General features: G+C 50.0%; 16 protein-coding genes, 1 tRNA gene and 2 pseudogenes. 17 read left to right on the top strand and 2 right to left on the bottom strand.

What is annotated here, in order from left to right:
- Nucleotides 1-7: 7 nt before the first annotated feature.
- Nucleotides 8-2,731: a DEAD/DEAH box helicase gene (locus tag EH206_RS19295; RefSeq protein WP_009114222.1), complete on the top strand. Its 2,724-nt coding sequence runs from the start codon at nucleotides 8-10 to the stop codon at nucleotides 2,729-2,731.
- Between the two features lie 284 nt (nucleotides 2,732-3,015).
- Here EH206_RS19295 and EH206_RS19290 read toward each other — a convergent pair.
- Nucleotides 3,016-3,129 (bottom strand): annotated as a pseudogene (locus EH206_RS19290) (phosphorothioated DNA-binding restriction endonuclease family protein); the annotation flags it as partial.
- Nucleotides 3,130-3,357: 228 nt separating this feature from the next.
- Between EH206_RS19290 and EH206_RS19285 the strand changes: the two are divergent.
- From EH206_RS19285 to EH206_RS19205, 16 genes and pseudogenes are all read left to right on the top strand, one after another.
- A pseudogene (locus EH206_RS19285) lies at nucleotides 3,358-3,498 on the top strand (transposase domain-containing protein); the annotation flags it as partial.
- 102 nt (nucleotides 3,499-3,600) lie between these two features.
- Nucleotides 3,601-4,680: a hypothetical protein gene (locus EH206_RS19280; protein ID WP_040343401.1), complete on the top strand. Its 1,080-nt coding sequence runs from the start codon at nucleotides 3,601-3,603 to the stop codon at nucleotides 4,678-4,680.
- 1,025 nt (nucleotides 4,681-5,705) lie between these two features.
- Nucleotides 5,706-6,605 (top strand): integrase domain-containing protein, encoded by a 900-nt coding sequence (locus EH206_RS19275; RefSeq protein WP_009114220.1) that lies wholly within the window; start codon nucleotides 5,706-5,708, stop codon nucleotides 6,603-6,605.
- Between the two features lie 385 nt (nucleotides 6,606-6,990).
- Nucleotides 6,991-7,224: an ash family protein gene (locus tag EH206_RS23670; RefSeq protein WP_136163980.1), complete on the top strand. Its 234-nt coding sequence runs from the start codon at nucleotides 6,991-6,993 to the stop codon at nucleotides 7,222-7,224.
- Entirely contained in the window at nucleotides 7,221-7,442 is a 222-nt protein-coding gene (locus tag EH206_RS19265; RefSeq protein ID WP_009114218.1) for a helix-turn-helix domain-containing protein, read from the top strand. Before EH206_RS23670 ends, EH206_RS19265 begins: the two co-directional genes overlap by 4 nt.
- A gap of 730 nt (nucleotides 7,443-8,172) precedes the next feature.
- Entirely contained in the window at nucleotides 8,173-8,553 is a 381-nt protein-coding gene (locus EH206_RS19255; RefSeq protein ID WP_009114217.1) for a hypothetical protein, read from the top strand.
- A 202-nt stretch (nucleotides 8,554-8,755) separates the two neighbouring features.
- Nucleotides 8,756-9,106, top strand: coding sequence for a hypothetical protein (locus EH206_RS19250; RefSeq protein ID WP_136163979.1), 351 nt, complete (start codon nucleotides 8,756-8,758; stop codon nucleotides 9,104-9,106).
- A 93-nt stretch (nucleotides 9,107-9,199) separates the two neighbouring features.
- The gene (locus EH206_RS19245; protein ID WP_009114216.1) at nucleotides 9,200-9,832 is read left to right on the top strand and encodes a hypothetical protein; all 633 of its coding nucleotides are present in this window, start codon (nucleotides 9,200-9,202) and stop codon (nucleotides 9,830-9,832) included.
- A gap of 105 nt (nucleotides 9,833-9,937) precedes the next feature.
- Complete coding sequence (locus EH206_RS19240; RefSeq protein WP_009114215.1) at nucleotides 9,938-10,540, top strand: DUF3085 domain-containing protein; 603 nt, start codon at nucleotides 9,938-9,940, stop codon at nucleotides 10,538-10,540.
- Nucleotides 10,541-10,614: 74 nt separating this feature from the next.
- Nucleotides 10,615-11,625 carry an ArdC family protein gene (locus EH206_RS19235; protein ID WP_009114214.1) on the top strand — a complete coding sequence of 337 codons (1,011 nt, stop codon included), beginning with the start codon at nucleotides 10,615-10,617 and terminating at the stop codon, nucleotides 11,623-11,625.
- 13 nt (nucleotides 11,626-11,638) lie between these two features.
- Entirely contained in the window at nucleotides 11,639-11,911 is a 273-nt protein-coding gene (locus EH206_RS19230; RefSeq protein ID WP_009114213.1) for a TA system toxin CbtA family protein, read from the top strand.
- Between the two features lie 115 nt (nucleotides 11,912-12,026).
- Entirely contained in the window at nucleotides 12,027-12,941 is a 915-nt protein-coding gene (locus EH206_RS19225; protein ID WP_009114212.1) for a DUF1281 domain-containing protein, read from the top strand.
- A gap of 120 nt (nucleotides 12,942-13,061) precedes the next feature.
- Entirely contained in the window at nucleotides 13,062-13,745 is a 684-nt protein-coding gene (locus EH206_RS19220; RefSeq protein WP_009114211.1) for an N-6 DNA methylase, read from the top strand.
- A 237-nt stretch (nucleotides 13,746-13,982) separates the two neighbouring features.
- Nucleotides 13,983-15,428, top strand: a complete 1,446-nt coding sequence (locus EH206_RS19215) for a UvrD-helicase domain-containing protein (RefSeq protein WP_009114210.1) — start codon at nucleotides 13,983-13,985, stop codon at nucleotides 15,426-15,428.
- A complete protein-coding gene (locus EH206_RS19210; RefSeq protein ID WP_009114209.1) occupies nucleotides 15,422-17,098 on the top strand; it encodes a TraI domain-containing protein in 1,677 nt (558 codons plus the stop codon). The genes EH206_RS19215 and EH206_RS19210 overlap by 7 nt, the downstream gene beginning before the upstream one ends.
- A gap of 69 nt (nucleotides 17,099-17,167) precedes the next feature.
- The gene (locus EH206_RS19205; protein ID WP_009114208.1) at nucleotides 17,168-18,181 is read left to right on the top strand and encodes a tyrosine-type recombinase/integrase; all 1,014 of its coding nucleotides are present in this window, start codon (nucleotides 17,168-17,170) and stop codon (nucleotides 18,179-18,181) included.
- Nucleotides 18,182-18,378: 197 nt separating this feature from the next.
- Here EH206_RS19205 and EH206_RS19200 read toward each other — a convergent pair.
- Nucleotides 18,379-18,454, bottom strand: a tRNA-Phe gene (locus EH206_RS19200).
- Nucleotides 18,455-18,459: the final 5 nt, after the last annotated feature.

The following is an 18,459-nucleotide window of genomic DNA, read 5'->3' as shown; positions in this document are numbered from 1 at the left end:
GGTAGCCATGAATTTTCAACCCGGTGAACGTGTCAGTCATTATGAATTTGGCCAGGGTGTTGTTATCTCAGCTGCGGGCGGTTACGCCCGTGTCTTTTTTCCCCAAGGTGAGCGGCAGGTGCCTTTCAGCACCTTGGTGGCAGCACTCAGTCATAATGAGCGCGTGGTGGCCAGTATTGGCAAACATGCAGATAGCGACACGAAAGCGTGGCTTTCCTGGAAGGCGCATGAATTACCGCTTCAGGATTCAGCCAGCTCACTGACTTCGGCCAAGATTGATTTGCTACCCCATCAGGTGGTGCTGACTCATAGGGTTGCCTGTGCAAGCCCGCGTCGTTTTCTGATTGCCGATGAAGTGGGATTAGGAAAAACTATTGAAACCGCATTGGTTCTGAGGGAGTTGGCCAGTCGTGGTGAGCTGAACCGGGCGTTGATGGTTGTTCCGGCGGGTCTGGTTAACAACTGGCACCGCGAGCTGAATGAAGTTTTCAATTTAAACTTTGAAGTCTTCGGGCACGAAGGTGATGTCAGCGACCGCCGCAGTAATGCGTTTGCGAAGCATAATCTGCTAATTGCCAGTATCGATACCTTAAAGCGCCCGGCGAGAATCAAGAAAATACTCGAGGCACCCCGTTGGGACTTAATCGTTTTTGATGAAGCGCATCACTGTACTGCATATAAGCAAGGTGGCAAAACGCGCAAGACCCAGAACTACAAACTGGCGGAAGCCTTGCGCGATCACAGTAGAGATATGATTCTGCTGTCAGCCACACCACACCAGGGCGATCATTTCCGTTTCTGGAAGCTGATTGATTTACTTGACCCCACGTTGTTTTCCAGTGAAACCGAGATGGTGGAAGAGCGTCACCGCTTGAATCCGATTATTTTTCGCCGCACCAAAGCCGATGCCTGCAAAGCTGATGGTTCCACGCTGTTCGCTAGGCGCTGGGTTCATACCGAAGCTTTTTCGATGTCAGAGCAAGAGCGCGATTTCTATAACGCCTTGAATGAGTACTTGCGCGACGGTTTTGCTCTGGCGAAGAAGCAAGGCGGGAAAGGAACTGCGTTGGGCTTTGTAATGACGATCTTCCAAAAGATTGCAGCGTCCAGCTTTGCTGCCGTGCATCGCACCTTGAGGCGAAGACTTTTGGCCCTGACTGTTCATGAGGGCTTAATGCACGATGAGAATCTCGATATCGACGCCAGAGACATTGCGTTTAACGAGGCAAAAGAACAAATTCGCGTCGAATTTGATTTTGGCAATGATCGTCTGTCTGACCTTGAGATCGACCGCATACTGAATGATATCAAGCGTCGTCTGCTCAAAAAGATCAATGAAGAGCAGTTGGCCGCTGTATCCGATACTTTTTCCGATGAGCTGGAAACTGCCGCCGCTGAAGATGCGGCCATGGATGCTGTGGCGTACGCGCTACCAGAAGAGCGGTTCCGCATTAAAGAACTACTGGGGCTGTTCCCTTCAGCCCGAGAAACTAAAGTAGATAAGCTCATTGGAGCTTTGGGTGTGCTGTGGCAGCAAAACCCAGAGGAACGCATTGTGATATTTGCCACCTATCTGGGTACGGTGGAAATGCTGGGTGAGCAGATTGAAAAGGCATACCCAGGCCAAGGCGTTGTTGTGCTGAAAGGTGGCGATCACGGAAGTAAGCTCGCGGCGGAAAAGCGTTTCAAGCAAGCGAATGGCCCTCGTGTGATGATCTGTACAGCAGCCGGTCGGGAAGGTATCAACCTGCAACATGCACGGGTGTTGTTTAACTTTGACCTGCCGTGGAACCCAATGGATATGGAACAGCGCATTGGCCGTATTCACCGCTATGGGCAGCGTGATACGGCACAGGTTTATAACCTCGTTCTGGGTGACACCATTGAAGGTCGCATTTTCCTGCTGCTTGATGAAAAGCTGGAGGAGATTGCCAAGGCGCTTGGCAAAGTGGATGAGAAGGGTCAGGTGGAAGAAGATCTTCGATCACAGATCCTCGGCCAATTATCGGAGCAGGTTAACTATCAGCAACTTTACTCGCAGGCACTGCAAGACCCTGAGCTGAAGCGTACCCGGCTGGAGCTTGAGGCGGCCATGGATAATGCCCGCCATGCTAAGGATGCGGTATTCGAACTATTCCAGGATCTGGATGGTTTCAGTTTGGATGACTATGTACAACTTTCAGATACCGGGAAATCCATAGATGACCTGATCAGGTTTATGCAGAAGGCGTTACCATACGAAGGTGAAGCCATTGAGATTCGCGGACAAAAGCAATTTGCCTTGGTAAAAGATGGTTTCGAACAAATGCTATTTACCACGGATCGGGAAGAAGCAACCAATTCAGAAAAATTGCATTTGGTTGGTTTGGATCATCCAGTGATTGCAGAACTGCTCGACAAATACCGCAATCTTGATCCTGAATACCTTAGTTTCTATTCCAGTGAGCTGAATTCTGGTGAAACCGTTTCTGTGTGGGAAGTAAGGGCTGCCAACGAAAAAGGACATAATATTCACTCTATCATGAAACTTGCTGTCGATGGAGATGGTAACCGAATACCTCATTTAGAAAAGCAAATAGATACCGTGTTTAAAGCTAAGGGGAAGAACAGCGCTCACGGAGTGGATTCGCATAAAATTGAAGCTGTCTTGGAGCGTGAACTTCATCACCGGAATATCGTGAAACCTGAGCAGTCATATTCAGCCAAGCTGATCGGTTTAGCATGTGGTTGATTTGATGAAAATCGTTTCGGAACAGTTGGTGACAAAATTGAGCTTTTGTCACCAGTCAGATGCTAGCCTATGGACAAAATGGAAATAGCCTGTAATGCAGAGAAATCCTGGCCTAAAGCCATCGCCACCAGTGGTGAAGGTTACGGGTGAAGCGGCACCGGTGGTTTTCTGGCAACCAACTATGGATAGTTACCGGAAAAATACAGATCGCTGGAATCCATTCATACTGAAGTTGGTAACAACAAACGTGGAGCAAAAAATCATTACTGGCGAGAGATCATGCCGTGGCGTGAGAGGACGTGCAGCAGCAATAATGGCTTATGTGGCGCACGCTGTTCGCCTTTGCGCCAAATAGTAATATTTGATATCGCTTGCTTTAGGGTTTTGTCAGAGGTCATTGCGTTGGAGAATCCATGAGCACATGTTTGCGATGATGCTCGCAACTATATGTACATTCAAGGCATTATTGCAGACATCCTTTTTGTCTGGCGGCTTTGTACCTGGCAGATGGAATTCTGATAACACGGTAAAAAATACAACGACCAACCAGTCCTAAGCGGGCTGGTTGGTCTTTTTAATATAAACATCAACCGAGAAATAAAGGCATTCAACTCATTTGTATTAGTGTATACGGTCTGCTCGGGACATGCCGCCTCAACGGAATCGATCCAGAGGCTTACCTGCGCTATATCCTCAGCGTGCTGCCGGAATGGCCCGTCAACAAAGTGGCTGAACTGCTGCCGTGGAACGTGGTTCTGCCTGACTGATCAGCGTCAACACGGCGCTCGATGTGCGCTTACGCTGCTACAGCAATAAAGCCAAAATTTTCATTTTAGCTGAACAATCTAATCTTGGATGGTGATTATAATATGTACAACATGGATAAGAAGATAAAACCGCCTAAATCAATTTATAGTCATTATGTATTGTTTGTCTTTTTGGCCTTGTCTTTATTGTGCCCTCCCGACGCTAAAATCCTACCATTATTCATCTTTATAATAATGCTGATGATTATTTCAATGTTTATGTTTCCTCGATTCTGGATTATAAATAATGTATCTGGGGTTGGCACGAATAGAAGAAAAAGAAAGAGAAAATTGAGTAGATATAACAAGTCTCTTGTATTGATGTATGTGGCAGGAGTGACAATGCTGCCTTTCTTATTTCTTACGGAAGTTGTAGGCTATTATAATGTTGCGGTTTCATTTCTTATTTTTTCTATCTCTGCAATGTTTATTTCAGCTTACTTTTATATATCTAACTCGAATGGGTATTTCGAAAAAGATAAAGGGAGAATAATTTGGGTGGCTCGGCTTATCTCAATTTTTATCGCCTATTGTATACTTTCTTGGGCGAGAAGTTCCACAATGAATTATATGGATTTGACGTATGGTGACGCTTCATCTCGAACTATAATATATGCTTATTTTATTATCGTAATGATTGTTTTGTCCTTTGTTTTTTCTGGTTTTATTTATATTTTTGTGACTCTATTTGAAAATAAAGTGATTGAGAAAGAATTTAATGTGACTGGTGGTAAAAAGACCATTAAGCTATGTGTAAAATACGATTCAATACCTGTTGCTATTCCTTTAGTCTTATTGATTATCACTATTGGTGCTTGTTATTTGAAACATCATGTAGTTGTTGATACCTATGTCATTAGGCAATCTATAGAATTTGATTCTTCCGAGGGGTTCTATTGCGGTGGCGGATATAAAACATTTGGGAGTGACAAAGAAACAAGGTTTATTAAAGTTTCGGATAATGATTACAGAGCGTTTGTTTTTGATGGCTACAATGTAAGTTCATATCGTTTGTCATGCCTGGATTCATATCCTTATTATAAAATAAGTTATATTTTAAGTAAGGCTGAAAGTATAAGGGTACAAATGAAACTTGATGAGCTTAATGATGATTTAAATCATATTATTAAAGTGAAAAGATGAGTTTTCATTCATCATATCTATGGCTGAATAAACCAATCATGCCTCTTGACGAATGGGAACTGCCTAATAAATAGATGTGTGGGCAACAGCGATTGACGACGATCGCCATGATCGCTTAAGCTAGCCGCGTTGTACTGTCGTCCCCGGACGACCATCCAATGTCTCAGCGCTCTGTGAGAGGCGCCTTCGGGTGAGTGCCATCCAATGTTTCAGCGGTCTGTGAGAAACGCCTTCGGGTGATCGCAAAATCCTCCTGGCCTGGAAGAGGATGCCTTAGTGGCGGTAACTCCGTTTACCCTTTGAGAACGGAGATCACGACAGTGATGAAGGTTCATTAATGACTAATCTGTTCCCGTTCAGGGACAGTTCCTCACACTATAAACGTATGTATTTACGTCTCTTAGCAGAGAAGCCCGTCACGACGCGTTTCACTGTTTCAACGCTTTGATTATTTTATCTTTTATGACGTCTTGCTGACGAGGCAACCTTTGAACGAACGTATAAAGCCAATGGGTACATTTGGCTGCTTGCGTGAGTCTCATTGGGAGCAGAGGAGTGCGCGTCACTTGTGAAGTGGCGAAGACACTACCAAGTGACGCGCGCAGCGCACAACGTCTCAACCCACGCACGACGTGGTTTTCAACGTTTTAGTACCATCTGACCAACACGTAGTCTGTGTCGGTACGGTCTTAAACTTACATTCACTTCAACGTAACTACGACGGAAACAACCGTTTTGAACGTTTCATTATCTATAAGGAGGAAATCGACTCGGTATCGATGGCGACACTACGAACAGTAGTGTTGGAGGCAGCTTGACGAATGTCAGCTCTGCATAAGCAGCAAACAGGTCAGAGACCTGAGGTGCCTCGCAAGAACTCAACATTTCGCCGCCCCGATGCACAGATACCAGTCGAGACGCAGGAAGCGCAAAAGTAACCGTGTCGTCGGGGTTGAAATGTGGAATACCGATCTGCCTGCTTTTGCGAAAGTTGGGGGATGTGTGTTCCTTATGGAGATATTGCGATGTCCAGATTCAGTAAACAACTCGGCAAACAGCTTGTCACACTCGCCCGCCAGGGACGAGGGAGTTTTAAAACCGTCGCTGACCGTTCCAGAATTGCCGACCGTTTTTCTGAGCGCTTGGCAAAGTTAAATATTCAGATTAGGGATGTAAAACACATCAAGACGTCTCATATTGAGAAATATATTCATAGTCGTCAGGCTGAGAATATATCGCTTCGCACGTTGCAAAATGAAATGTCAGCGGTACGTTCAATCATGGCTGCGGCGGGTAGAAATAAGCTGGCCGACCCAAATCATGAAAAATTGAGTAACCAGGCGTTGGGTATTTCCGGTGCAAACCGTGATGGAACGAAAACACCAATAACGGATGAGAAGCTGGCGGCGGTCATCAACCACTCATTAAAAAAAGATGAGGGCGTTGCAATAGCAGTTCAATTGGCTCGCTATTTAGGTTTGAGAACTGAAGAAATCGTCCAGTCGGCAAAATCATTAAAAACGTGGAAGCAGTCTTTGATTAATGGTAACGAACGAGTTCGGGTTGTTTTCGGGACCAAGGGCGGACGTCCACGGGAAACAACCGTGTTCAATCGAGAGAAAGTTTTTTCTATTTTAGATGCAGCGATAAAATACTGTGATGAAAATAATGGGAAGCTGATTGATAAGCCATCTTTACACACTGCAATTGAACGTTATCGAAATATCGTTCGTGAGGCGGGGATGGTCGGTAAAGATGCTCCTCATAGTTTACGTTATGCTTATTCACGTGATGCCGTAAGTTTTCATGTTAAAAATGGAATGAGTCGGGCAGAGGCTGAAGCATTAGTATCCATGGATTTGGGGCACGGCGATGGGCGAGGGCGTTATATCAAACAGGTTTATTTTAGAGGTGATGTGGATTAAATACACTGCAACTACTATGTTAACAGTTAATCAATTCAGATTGCTCTGTGTCAATAACATATGATGAATACGTGTGTGAAGATATTTTCTGAGTTATTAATTTTTTTTAAAATTTTCGCCGCAGCTCAATCGGGGCTGCGGCTTTTTTATTTCTTTAACTTGTCGATAAATCGATTTAACACCTTGAATAGGATAAGCGTGATCCATCACTTTGAAGTGAAATACGATTTTATGTAACAGCATCATCTTGCCGAAGATAATCAAACGCGGTATCTTTTACCCGCACCTGCAAAATCAGGTGCCGGGATTAGCCTCCTGAAAAACTTCACTGACGACACAAGGCGCGTCTGCGCTTTTTTTGTGTCGTGCGTTCGGCTACGTTTCAATGGTGGGCCGGGCGGGGGCATCAAAAGATGCGCCGGTGTCAGTGAGGCCGGTAAGGCTAACCCCGTCCGGTTCCACCACCCATGAGATTAGCCTCTCTGGTGGTGGGTATAATCTGTTACTCATTGGAGGTTGCCTCATGGCTCAAACCCTCACCCGGATTTACCCCCGATTTACCATTCCTTCCCGCTTTTGCGAATGTTTCACTGAAAGCTTTGAAGAGGTGCCTGCATGAATCAACAGGACTGGCATCCCGCCGATATTATTGCGGCGTTGAAAAAACAGGGGACTTCGCTGGCGGCGGTTTCGCGTAAAGCAGGGCTGGCCTCTTCTACGTTGGCGAATACTCTCACCAGGCACTGGCCCAAAGGGGAAAAGCTGATTGCGGAAGAACTGGGTGTTTCGCCTGAGGAAATCTGGCCTTCCCGTTACTGCAAGCCAGATAGCCGTTAGGGACGATTTGCAAACTGTTGGGCCGTCTTTACTAATGGTTATGATTGATGTAGCCGCCGCAGCTCACACAGGGCTGCGGCTTTTTATCGCTTCTGATTTGTCGGTAAATCGTCTTGACAGAGCCCTCATGTGGTCTGAAAATAAACAGGCTTACTTGTTGTCTTCGGACAACCAGCCAATGCCTCAGCACTCTGTGAGAGGCGCCTTCGGGTGAGTGCCATCCAATGTTTCAGCGATCTGTGAGAAACGCCTTCGGCGATCGCGAATATCCTTGTAGCCTGAAAGAGGAAGCCCCAGTGGCGGTAACCCTGTTTAGCCTTTGAGAACAGGGATCACTTAACGGTGATGAAGGTAGTTTCAGACTCTATGCACGAAATTGATGTGATTGTGGTTGTCACAATCCAGTCCCCCGGGGAATACCTTCCCCCTGGGCAAGTGTTTCCCTTCTTTATTGGAGAAACACCATGCCGGCTTTTACGTATTCAGTTGTTTCTGATTTGTTCTCAACCCTGCAGCGTGTCAAATCGACCGTCCAGCGAATATCACTTCGTATGACGCCCGCCGCGCTTTAGTCGCTGGTACGTCAATGAAGCAGGTAATTTTGCCGCTCGTGCGCATGTTATCTGCCAGACTGCGTTATCGCTTTTAAAACGGTCATTTTACTCACTAATACCCTGACGGGATTTACTTCCGTTCAGGGGGTAAATCCCGCTTTAAAGAGGATTTACCGATGAATACCCCAATTAACTTCCGTACTAATGTTTTTGACCTGAAAACGTCCCTGGATGTGCTTTTCTACCTTTGCGCGATTGAAGGCGAGCTGTATACCGCAAGAGCCTGTCGTCGGCTCGGACTTCGTCAGGAACGGGAAGCACCTCATGAGCTGACCGATCTGGAAAATACTGTTATTAGCGTCGGCGAAACTTTCGGTTTCTTCCTGTATTACCTGAAGCGGGATGTCCTGCCGGAACTTTCTGAGAGCGGTCGGGAAGTGTTGAGCAACCTGCACCGTCTGGGTAACGAAGTCCACGCAGAGGCGTGGGCATGGAGCTTGTCCAACGGCAAAATTAACGGCGAGGGCGACGAAGCCATTGCGGTGCTCGGCTTCTGAGTCTGAGAATGACGATGTTGCGGCTATGCCTCCGCGCAGATTCGGCGGCATAGCGTGTGTTTTTATTCACCCGGCAGGGGACTCCCTGTGAGGGAGCTTCTGTCATTTTACCTAGAGGCCAGTCTGCTTTGCAGTTGGCTTACCCATCGGGAAATACCTTCCCGATGGGACGGGTGTTTCCCGTTTTTACAGGAGAAACACCATGCATACCTTTTCACTGCGTTACTTACGCCCAACTTTTCGCGTCACCGAAAAATTGCGTTCGCTCTGGTGCCGAATAAACCCGGCACTGGAAGGCGTAATTGAAGGGGAGTGGAAACATACCGCTATGGGCGATCTGAGCTTTAGGGCCAGAGCTTTCCCACTGCCATCTGGTGGTTGGGGGGCGTCAATCATCTCTCGTTCTGGATTCCATGCCGGGAAGTACCGTTTTTCTATCCGGCCATTGACAGCAGGAACGGCTTCAGTGGTGTTTCGTACTCAAAGGGAGGCAATGGCGGCGGCAATGATTCTGGCCGAACATCTTGCTTCACTTCGTTATCGTTACCATTAAAGCGTTTGGTTTTCTGTAACGACTGACCCTGACGGGGATTTATTCCCGTCCGGGGGATAAATCCCCCTTCATTTCTTCCTGGAGGATTTATTCATGAGCGCGTTATCTTTCAACCCCACGGTTGAACCCATCACTTACACCATTGAGCAGGTGAATACTGTTGCCCCTCACGATTGGCAAAATTTTGTGCTGGCAGTGACGGACACATTTTGGAAATTACCCTCTGTTTTGCGTCCGTATGATGGGCAGCACAGGGCACTGACTGATGCCTCTGGTCTGTTCCCTGACGCTGGCGTTCTGGTCTTTTCAGGCGAAACTGATGCTGAACACCGACCGGATGTCATTACTGTCGAACGTATACGTAGCAACAACACACTTTGCGTTCAGGAATTTACCCCGCAGCATCAACCCTATGATTTTTTTAGTCGGCTTGTCATGGTGCTGTTGCACAGTCTCTGCCGAAATAATTTTCGGGTGCATTCCTCTGCCGGCGAAGCCAGTTGGTCTATGCCGTTACGTTGGCTGAACCGGAATCTGGGCTGGCCTGTGTTATCGGCTCCGCTTTCACCGTCTTCCGTGACAGTGATGGCGGGCTCTGTAGACGAGCTTTTACTTACTTTTCTGTCCGATCCGAAGCGTTCTCTGAATAAAGACGATTGGCGGATCCTGACTGAAACCGAACATCGTTTGTATCAACTAAAAGCGGAAAGTTTTTACGAATACTGATGACTTTACGGCTTTGAGCTAAACACCCCTGCGCCTTTAAGGCGTTAATCCCCGGAGGGAGCTTTCCTTCCCGGGAAGCTGTCTCCGTTATTGAAGGAGACAAACATGTTGCATTTTAACCCTGCGGAATTGCGTCCGGTCGTCGAGGAAACTTTGGCTAACCAGTGTGAGTTGTTGCTGGTCAAGGATCAGGGGATTTACCTGATGTCGGCGGAGGGAGCGTGGCGAAAAGATGGTCATATCAAGTATCTGGTTTATGCGGATGGCTGCAATCCTGAAAAGGATGAGGACTGGTACGATACTGCCTGTGAATTTGCCGGTGGTGATGATTTTTGCGAGCACCTCAAACTGGATGCAAAGGCTGCTGAACGAATACTGTCTGAAGGCAATCAGTTACGGATACATTTACTCAAAGAGGAACTCATCATTCATGTTGCTCCTGTTGAGTGGGTATGCGTTGCTGATTACCGTCGAATGGCGGCGCGTCTGTTGCAACAGGCTAACGTCCATTATCCGGCATGTGTCGGTAAATCGGAACTGAAACGCTGGCGTAACAGCGCCATCAACTTGCTGGGAACGGCTTGCTACACCGCTTGCAAACGGGCTAAACCGCGCGATCGGGAAGAGTTCCAGGCCGCTTTCAGGTTACTGAAACAACGCATTGACTCGGTCAACGCGCTAGGGGCGATACGTTACCCCGCTTGCTAACCCTTTTTCTGTCCCCCAGGGCGTATTCTTCGCCACCAGGGGAGGAATGCGCCTTTTTTTATGAGGAGCACTCCATGAAAAAAACATCACGTCAGTTCACTCAATCTCGTGGCGACCGTCCGGATCTGTATCAGCAGGTGACGGACAAAATCATTGTGGCCATAGAGAATGGAACCTTGCCCTGGCGTAAGCCATGGCGAACCAATCAGCGCCGTATTTCTTCGCATGCCGCCATGCCGTGTAACGGCACGACCGGTTATCTCTACAGCGGCGTCAATGTATTGCTGTTATGGATAGCTGCTGCTGAGAAGGGCTATGAGGCTAATCGCTGGTTAACCTACAAACAGGCGCAAGCCGTCGGTGGCCATGTGCGCGCAGGCGAGAGCGCGACACTGGCCGTGGTATTCAAACCCTGGGATAAACAGGTGGAAGATGCCGACGGTAAGCCGCAACTGGACGACGACGGGAACCCGCTGAAAATGCGAATACCCATGCTGAAACCCCTGTATCTGTTTAACGTCGCCCAGTGTGATGACCTCCCGGATTGCGTTGTCGGCGAACCGCCGGCAGATGCTCCGGAACAGGATGTCACGCGGGTTGATGGGAAAGTTCAGGAACAGGTTAATACGATGGTTGAAGCCTGTGGCGTTCAATTTGACCGGATTTACCAGGACAAGGCGTTTTACTCACCGGGCCGCGACCAGATTGTTTTGCCGCAGGTTCGGCAGTTTCGAACCGAGGCGGACTACTGGTCAACGTTGCTGCATGAACTGGTACACAGTACCGGTCATGCCAAACGGCTTAATCGTGAGGGGATCACCTTAACTTCGCGCCGGTTCGGCGATCCGCTTTATGCGTTTGAAGAACTGGTGGCCGAGCTGGGCAGCGCTTTTTTATGTGCGCAGTTGGGGCTCTTCGGTCATGTCCAGCACGACAGTTACCTTGAGTCCTGGCTTAAGGTGCTGCATGAGGATAAACGTGCGATTTTTCGTGCCAGCAAACAGGCAAGGGAGGCATCCGAGTTTCTGTTAACGCCTCTGGCCGAAGCAGAAATGGGGACGACTGAATCCGCGGTGGCGGCATGAGAGAGGCATCATGATGAATCATGAACAACAAATCTGGCAATCCACTGCCGGCATGCTTCTGGCCAAATATTTTGGCCTGACGTTAAACGATACCGAGCTGTGTGAAGACGATTGCGTTATTGCTTTAGATGAGGCCGGGATACGGCCATTTGAGGCGATCAACACCCTGGTGGACAAGTACCACCTTGAACGCATTGATTCCACTGACTATCAGCCACTATCACCCTATATCCGTGAAGCCGACGAGTTGAAGGTTATCCTGGCGGCGGAAGAGGAATACAGCTAACAGAGAGAAAGGCGTAATCAGCCTGACTGTCATGATTTAACACCTGACCCATAGGGGGAGACATTCCCCTATGGGGGAACTCCCTCTTTTTCTTGTAAAGAAGAGGAGAACTACCATGTCGAACTGGTGCAACAATCGTTTGATTATCACTGGCCAATCCGTGTTTGTGGATGAGGTGCAAAAATGGGCCAATGGCCATCTGGTGCCTGATTATCGTCATGCCATTTTGCAGAGCTGCCGCCTGTTTTTGGCAGGTTGCGCCGGCATATTGAAGCCGGCGACGGTAAAGCCCGGTATCTATGAACCCTATCCAGGATTACTGGCGCATCCTGGCGTGGCATCGCCGCAGAATCTGGCCTTTGAACAATGGATTGGGTTGCTGAAAGCGGATGTGCCGTTAACGACAGAGAACATTCGACTGATTGAACGTCTTTATCGACAGTCAGGCATCGATGCGGTGAAGTGGGAAAATATCCCGGCCGTAGCGCAGGATCGTATTGCGGATGTGCTCACCCGTCAGTATGCGGACTGGTTTGGCATCGTCGGCATCAGCCCCGTTATTGATGCCGGCAATTGCTGGGAACGTCTGGGCATGATGCCTGAGTATACCGCCCCGTGCGATATGCTGATGCTGATACCGACACGTTTGGCCACTGAACTGAATGGTTCTGGGGATCTGTTACGGAACGTGTCGACAACGCCCGGGCTTTATGGCCGCCAGTACGGGGTTGAATGGCCATGTGGGCATAACGTCGGCTGCGTTCGTGACGGTATCAACACGTTAACGGTGCATTTCGACTCTCCGTGGTATCCGCCGGCAGGCGAAGTTATCGGGATATTATCAGAGCAGTTTAGTTGCCAGGTCGAGCATGCCTGGTTTATGCCGGATGCGGAACGCAGTGGCTATGACTGTTACGACCGTGGTGAACATGTTGATGGTGGACGAATAGAGCCTGAAGGTGAGGTTGTGTACATGACCTATGCAGACAAGGATTCAGTGCCGCTTTCGTCAAATGCAACTGCCAGTTAACCGTCATCTATTTCGTTTAAATTAACCTGTGGCCACCGCTGACAACGGTGGCCTTTTTACCCGTTGGGGAACATTGTTTCCCTGACGGGATACGTGTTCCCTTTTTTGTGGAGAGCACGTATGAACGGCGTTATTAACCATGAAAAGGCTTTTGTTTCTCTTTTTAACCAGACTGCGCGGTACCATAAGCGCCACAAGGTATTCGAAGATTTTGTCAGTTGCAGCGTGATTGCGCTGGAGAACCGTCTTTGCTTCAGCCAAAAGCGGGAGGACAAATATATGCGAATAATCAGTGGCTATGAAAAAACGGATGTGAGTCTTCTGGCGCAACTGCTTGCCCATGTGGTTAACGGCTTGCAAACAGGGTTCTGTGACTTCCTCGGCCGGGTGTTTATGCAGTTGGAACTGGGCGACAAATACCGCGGCCAGTTTTTTACGCCGTGGGAAATTTCACTCATGATGGCAAAAATTCAGTTGGGCGATGTGAATAAGGTGTTTAAGCAGCGCCCCTTTATCACGCTCAGTGAGCCTGCATGCGGAGCGGGTTGCATGGTATTGGCCTATGCCGATGTTCTTAACCAGGCAGGTTACGCTTCGCACCGTTACCTGTGGGTTTCCGCGACGGATGTTGATCCACTGGCGGCTGGAATGGCCTACATACAGTTGTCGCTTTGTGGAGTAGCGGGTGAAGTCGTGATTGGGAACAGCCTTAACGATGAGCGTCGTCGGATCCTCTACACGCCCGGACATTATCTGGGGAACTGGACACATCGGTTACAGTCAAGACGGGAAAGTATTGCCTGACTCAGGGCAATAAACGCTATCTTTGTGCCGGCCTGTTGGCCGGTTTTTTTTTATTTTAGGCCGTATGATTTCGTCTGTTTTATCAGACAGTTCACCGGTGTTTTCGGTCAGTCGATGTCGTAGGCATTAAGCCTGCCTGAAAATAATCTTTTCTTTCCGGGAAAAGGTTTTTCTGTGGCGAACGTCGTAACGACCCGCGCAGCATAACGCCCGTCATGATTTTACGGAGTGCTGCTGATGTCCTATTCTGATACGCCTGAACAGGCCGCCGTCATCGGCTGGTCCGGACACCGCCTGGTGGTCAGGGCCTTTGCCGGCACAGGGAAAACCTCGACCCTGGTGCGTTTTGCGTTGGCCAACCCTGAACGCAGGATGCTCTATCTCGCCTATAACCGGGCGGTCAGGGATGAAGCCGAGCAAAAATTCCCGTTCAACGTGGAATGCAAAACATCACATCAATTGGCCTGGCCCAATTTTGGCCGTCACTACCAACACCGGTTGACCGGGAATCTGCGCATCACTGACGTTGCCCGACAGCTCAATACCCGCCACTGGCCGCTGGCACGAGCGGCTATCATCACGTTCAATGCCTTCCTCTGTAGTGGCGATACCGGGTTTGGGCATCAACACTTACCGAGCGACGAGGCACGCAGTGGATTGTCCGACGGAAAGATATTAGCGGCGGCGCAGCGGCTCTGGCACGAGTCTGCCCGACCAGATGGACATTTTCCTGTCACCCATGACGTCTATCTTAAGCTGTACCAGCTCTCGCGACCCGACTTCTCGACGCGCTGGCATACCGTGTTGTTCGATGAAGGGCAGGATGCAAACCCGGTGACGCAGTCGCTGGTACTGACACAGCGCTGCAACGTGGTGCTGGTCGGCGATCGTCATCAACAGATTTACCGGTTTCGCGGCGCCGAAAATGCGCTCGATGCGCCGCAACTGGCTGATGCGGATCAACTTTGCCTGACCCACAGTTTTCGGTTTGGCCCGGCGGTGGCCGGCGTGGCGAATATGCTGCTGGCCCGCCAGGGGGAAACGCTGGCCGTGGTGGGTAACGGGGGCAGTGATAACGTCGTGGCGCATTTGCCCAAAGACGCCGGGCAGGAGCATGTCGCCATCTTGAGCCGTACCATTGCCGGCGTCATCGGCGCGGCGCTGCAGGCCAGTCTGGCAGGGAAGAAAGTGTATTGGGTGGGCGGCATCGCCGGCTACAAAACGGAGGAAATGGAAGATTTGTACTGGTTCTCGGCCGATATGCCGGAACGCATGCAATCGCCACAGCTGGCGCGGGAATATCGCAATTTTGACGAGTTTGAAGCCGTGGCCAGAGCCACCAAAGATGCCGACATGAATCAGGCATTGCGGTTGCTTGATCGGTATTTCCCCCTGCCACAAAAGCTACAGGTAATGCGTGAGCATGCGGTGACGAATGAAAATCAGGCACAGGTCACCGTTTCAACGGCACATCGCAGCAAGGGGCTGGAGTGGCCGGTGGTGGTGCTGGATGAGGATTTTGCCGATATCACCGATCCGTTGATGGCAGAGTGCGAGCGCACAGATGAAACCAATTTGCTGTATGTGGCGGTGACGCGCGCCCGGCAAACGCTGGTGATCAATACGTTGCTGCAGGCGCTTATGGCCGAAGAGCGTGATACTGCCGGGGAGACGTCATGCTGAAAGCCATCAGGGCGTTACTGGTTGGCAGCCGGGTGGCACCGGCAAAATCTGTGCTTCAGTCTTCATCTCCGGCATGCCCCGCAGGCTATTTTATGCCGGTATCCGCCGGACAACTGTTGAACCCGATATCCCGTAAACAATGCCTGCAACAGCTATGGGAAAGCAGTGCATTACCTGGAGACCTCTACAGGCAATTTTATCTGCAGCCCCTGGAGCATTTGGTAACGCTGATGCAATCGTTGCCGGCGACGCAACAAGGGGAGTATGCCGGAGAGGGCGGGCTGGCGGAGGTCACCCTGCAGACGACGACTTTTGCCGTACGCCTGGCCAGGGGGCATATGCTTCCCCCCGGTGCCGCGCCGGAAGATCAGTCCGCCCAGAATGTACTGTGGAATGCCGTCATTTTTTACGCCGCCCTTTGTCGTTACCTGCCAGCCCTCAGCCAAATTGAAGGCGAGCTGCTGAGCGGCCGGCCCTGGTTGCCCGGTCTCACCGTACCGGGTGAACCATACCGTTTTCGTTTCAGGGTTAAGCCGCCAGAGCCGGTACTGACGACAAGTCAGAGTGCGTTGATCGCCGCACGTCTGGTGCCGTCGGATGCCATTGCCTGGCTGTCGACGCTGCCGGCGGCCGCCCAGGCACTCATAATGATTGTTGCACGTCAGCCCAGCCCATTACCGGTGATTGATGAGATTGTCCGGGAAGCCGTTCGGCAGGCGCGAGGGGCGAGTCTGTTGCCTGCCTTACCGTCGGGGAGCGTGGCTATCGTTTCACCGGTACCACTGCAAACGGTCACTGCCGCCGCCGGGCCATTGGCCCCGCCGGAGGATTTGCAAAGCACGGTCAGTGCCTTACCGACGGTAGAGGCGCGGTCAGTAGAAAGCGGGCCTGCGGCAGAGGTGAGCAAAACGCCAACAGCCGATGTGTTGCTGAGCTCCGCACTGGATGAACCCGTTAATGATAAACCGCTGGCTGAAATGGTTGTGGCGCCGGAACCGGTTGCCGGCACTGAAGAGGATATGGAGACCTTATTGTCACTGATGGCGGTGAAGGTGTCTGCACAGGTGCCGGCGCACCCAAAAAATCAGGAAGAGGTTCCTTCGCCTAAAGATAGCCACACCCCGGTGCCGGATATGCCTGATGTAACGGAAAAATTTGCTGACTTATCCGATCAAACAGCCAGGCCTGAAATTGAACCGTTACCGCCAGCCGAGCCCCTGGACATTGCCGCGAGCGCCGGTGGGACAACGCCCGCGCCAGAGGATCAAATGCCGCCGTTTGGTGACCCGTCCTCAGAAAATAAACCGGGAGAGCATTTTTGGGAATGGTTAAGTGAAGGACTTAATTCAGGCGAGATCGAGGTCAATACGGCAGGGGCGAGGGTCCATTTTGTTTCTGGTTTTGTCTTCATCACCGTACCCGGTATTTTTTATCTTTATCTGAAACAGCAAGGACTGGATGGCAATCAGCGCGAAGCCCTCCAGGAGGACTTTGAACGTCTGGAAAAACACCGTCGGGTCAAAGGGAAACGTTTTTATTTTGCTCATCTGTATGAAAGCGCCGATGGCTCGGGCCCTTATAAACGAACTAAAGGCTACCTCATTAAAGCGAGTTTGCTCTTTCGCGGAAAAAATGTACCTGACGATAGCAAGATGCTGGTTATCCCCTGACTGGAATTATCTGTGGCCTGGGGAGCCGGGCGTTCGCTGTATGTCTGTTAAACAAGAGGGATGTCAATCATGAATAAGGAACGGTTAATGAGCTGGGATGCACTGCTTGATGAATACTTTTTCTCCAAACCATTGCGACCGGATACTGAAAATAGCTATCGGCGCGTGGTCGCGGTGTTTCGGAAATTCATCGGCCATGACAGGTTGCCTGACGAAGTGACTCACCGTGACTTGCTTTTATGGCGCAGGGACATGCTGGGAAGAGGTTTAACGACCAGCACCTGGAATAATAAGGTGCGTCATTTACGGGCGCTTTACAACCAGGGGATCAAGAAAAAATGGCTCATTATCGGGGAAAATCCGCTCAATGAAACACAGGTGCCATTAGGGAGCAAACGAAAGAAAATCCTGAGTCGTGACCAACTGGTCAGGGTGAACCTGGTTCTGGGGGAATTTGAAGTAAAAGAAAAGCGCCGGGAGAGAGAAGACCGGCCTTGCGCGCTTTATCCTGTGTGGTATTGGCGGACAGTGATTGATGTGTTGCGTTCGACCGGTATGCGGCAAAACCAGTTGTTGCACATACGTCTGATGGACGTCGATCTGGAGGCCAATGCCATTCTACTGTGCAGAGAGGGGAGTAAAACTCATCGTGAGTGGCGGGTTCCTGTTGTCAGTTTTGTCCGCGAGCGTGTGCGGATACTGGTTGAACGCGCTATAGCGCAAGGCGCCGAACGCGAAAACTACCTGTTTGATGTGGCAAGATTCCTGAATCCATCAGGCGAAGTCGGCCCCGAACCGGCGATACAGCCTGTTCGTTCGTTTTTCACCAGACTGACAAAGGAGTGTGGTTTTAAGGTGAGCCCTCACCGATTCAGGCATACCCTGGCGACAGAAATGATGAAGTCGCCCGATCGCAATCTGGCGCTGGTCAAAGGGTTGCTGGGGCATCGGAGCGTCAGTACCACAATGGAATACGTCGAGTTGGATTTGGCGATCACCGGGCAGGCACTGGAGGAGGAATTGTCGCTGTATATGGATGTCATTCCGGCGGGCGAGGTAGAAACCAGTCACGCCTTGACATAACTTTAACGAACTGTAAGAATTACCAGCGATCGAGAAAAGGACGCCTGCAGCAACAGGCATCCTTTTTGAGAGGAACCTAATCATTAACATCGAGTGTACAGGTCTTAAAAAACACTGCGATATTAACTTTCCGGTTCCATTTTTTCCGCCCGTCAAAGGATTTCTCCTCTAACCAGCGTGCTTTGATGCAGAATTAGTGGTGCCCGGACTCGGAATCGAACCAAGGACACGAGGATTTTCAATCCTCTGCTCTACCGACTGAGCTATCCGGGCAACGG

This window comes from Brenneria nigrifluens DSM 30175 = ATCC 13028 (assembly GCF_005484965.1).
GTDB lineage: Bacteria > Pseudomonadota > Gammaproteobacteria > Enterobacterales > Enterobacteriaceae > Brenneria > Brenneria nigrifluens.
The sequence above is the reverse complement of the archived record's forward strand: the minus strand, read 5'-3'. Positions and strand labels throughout refer to the sequence as shown.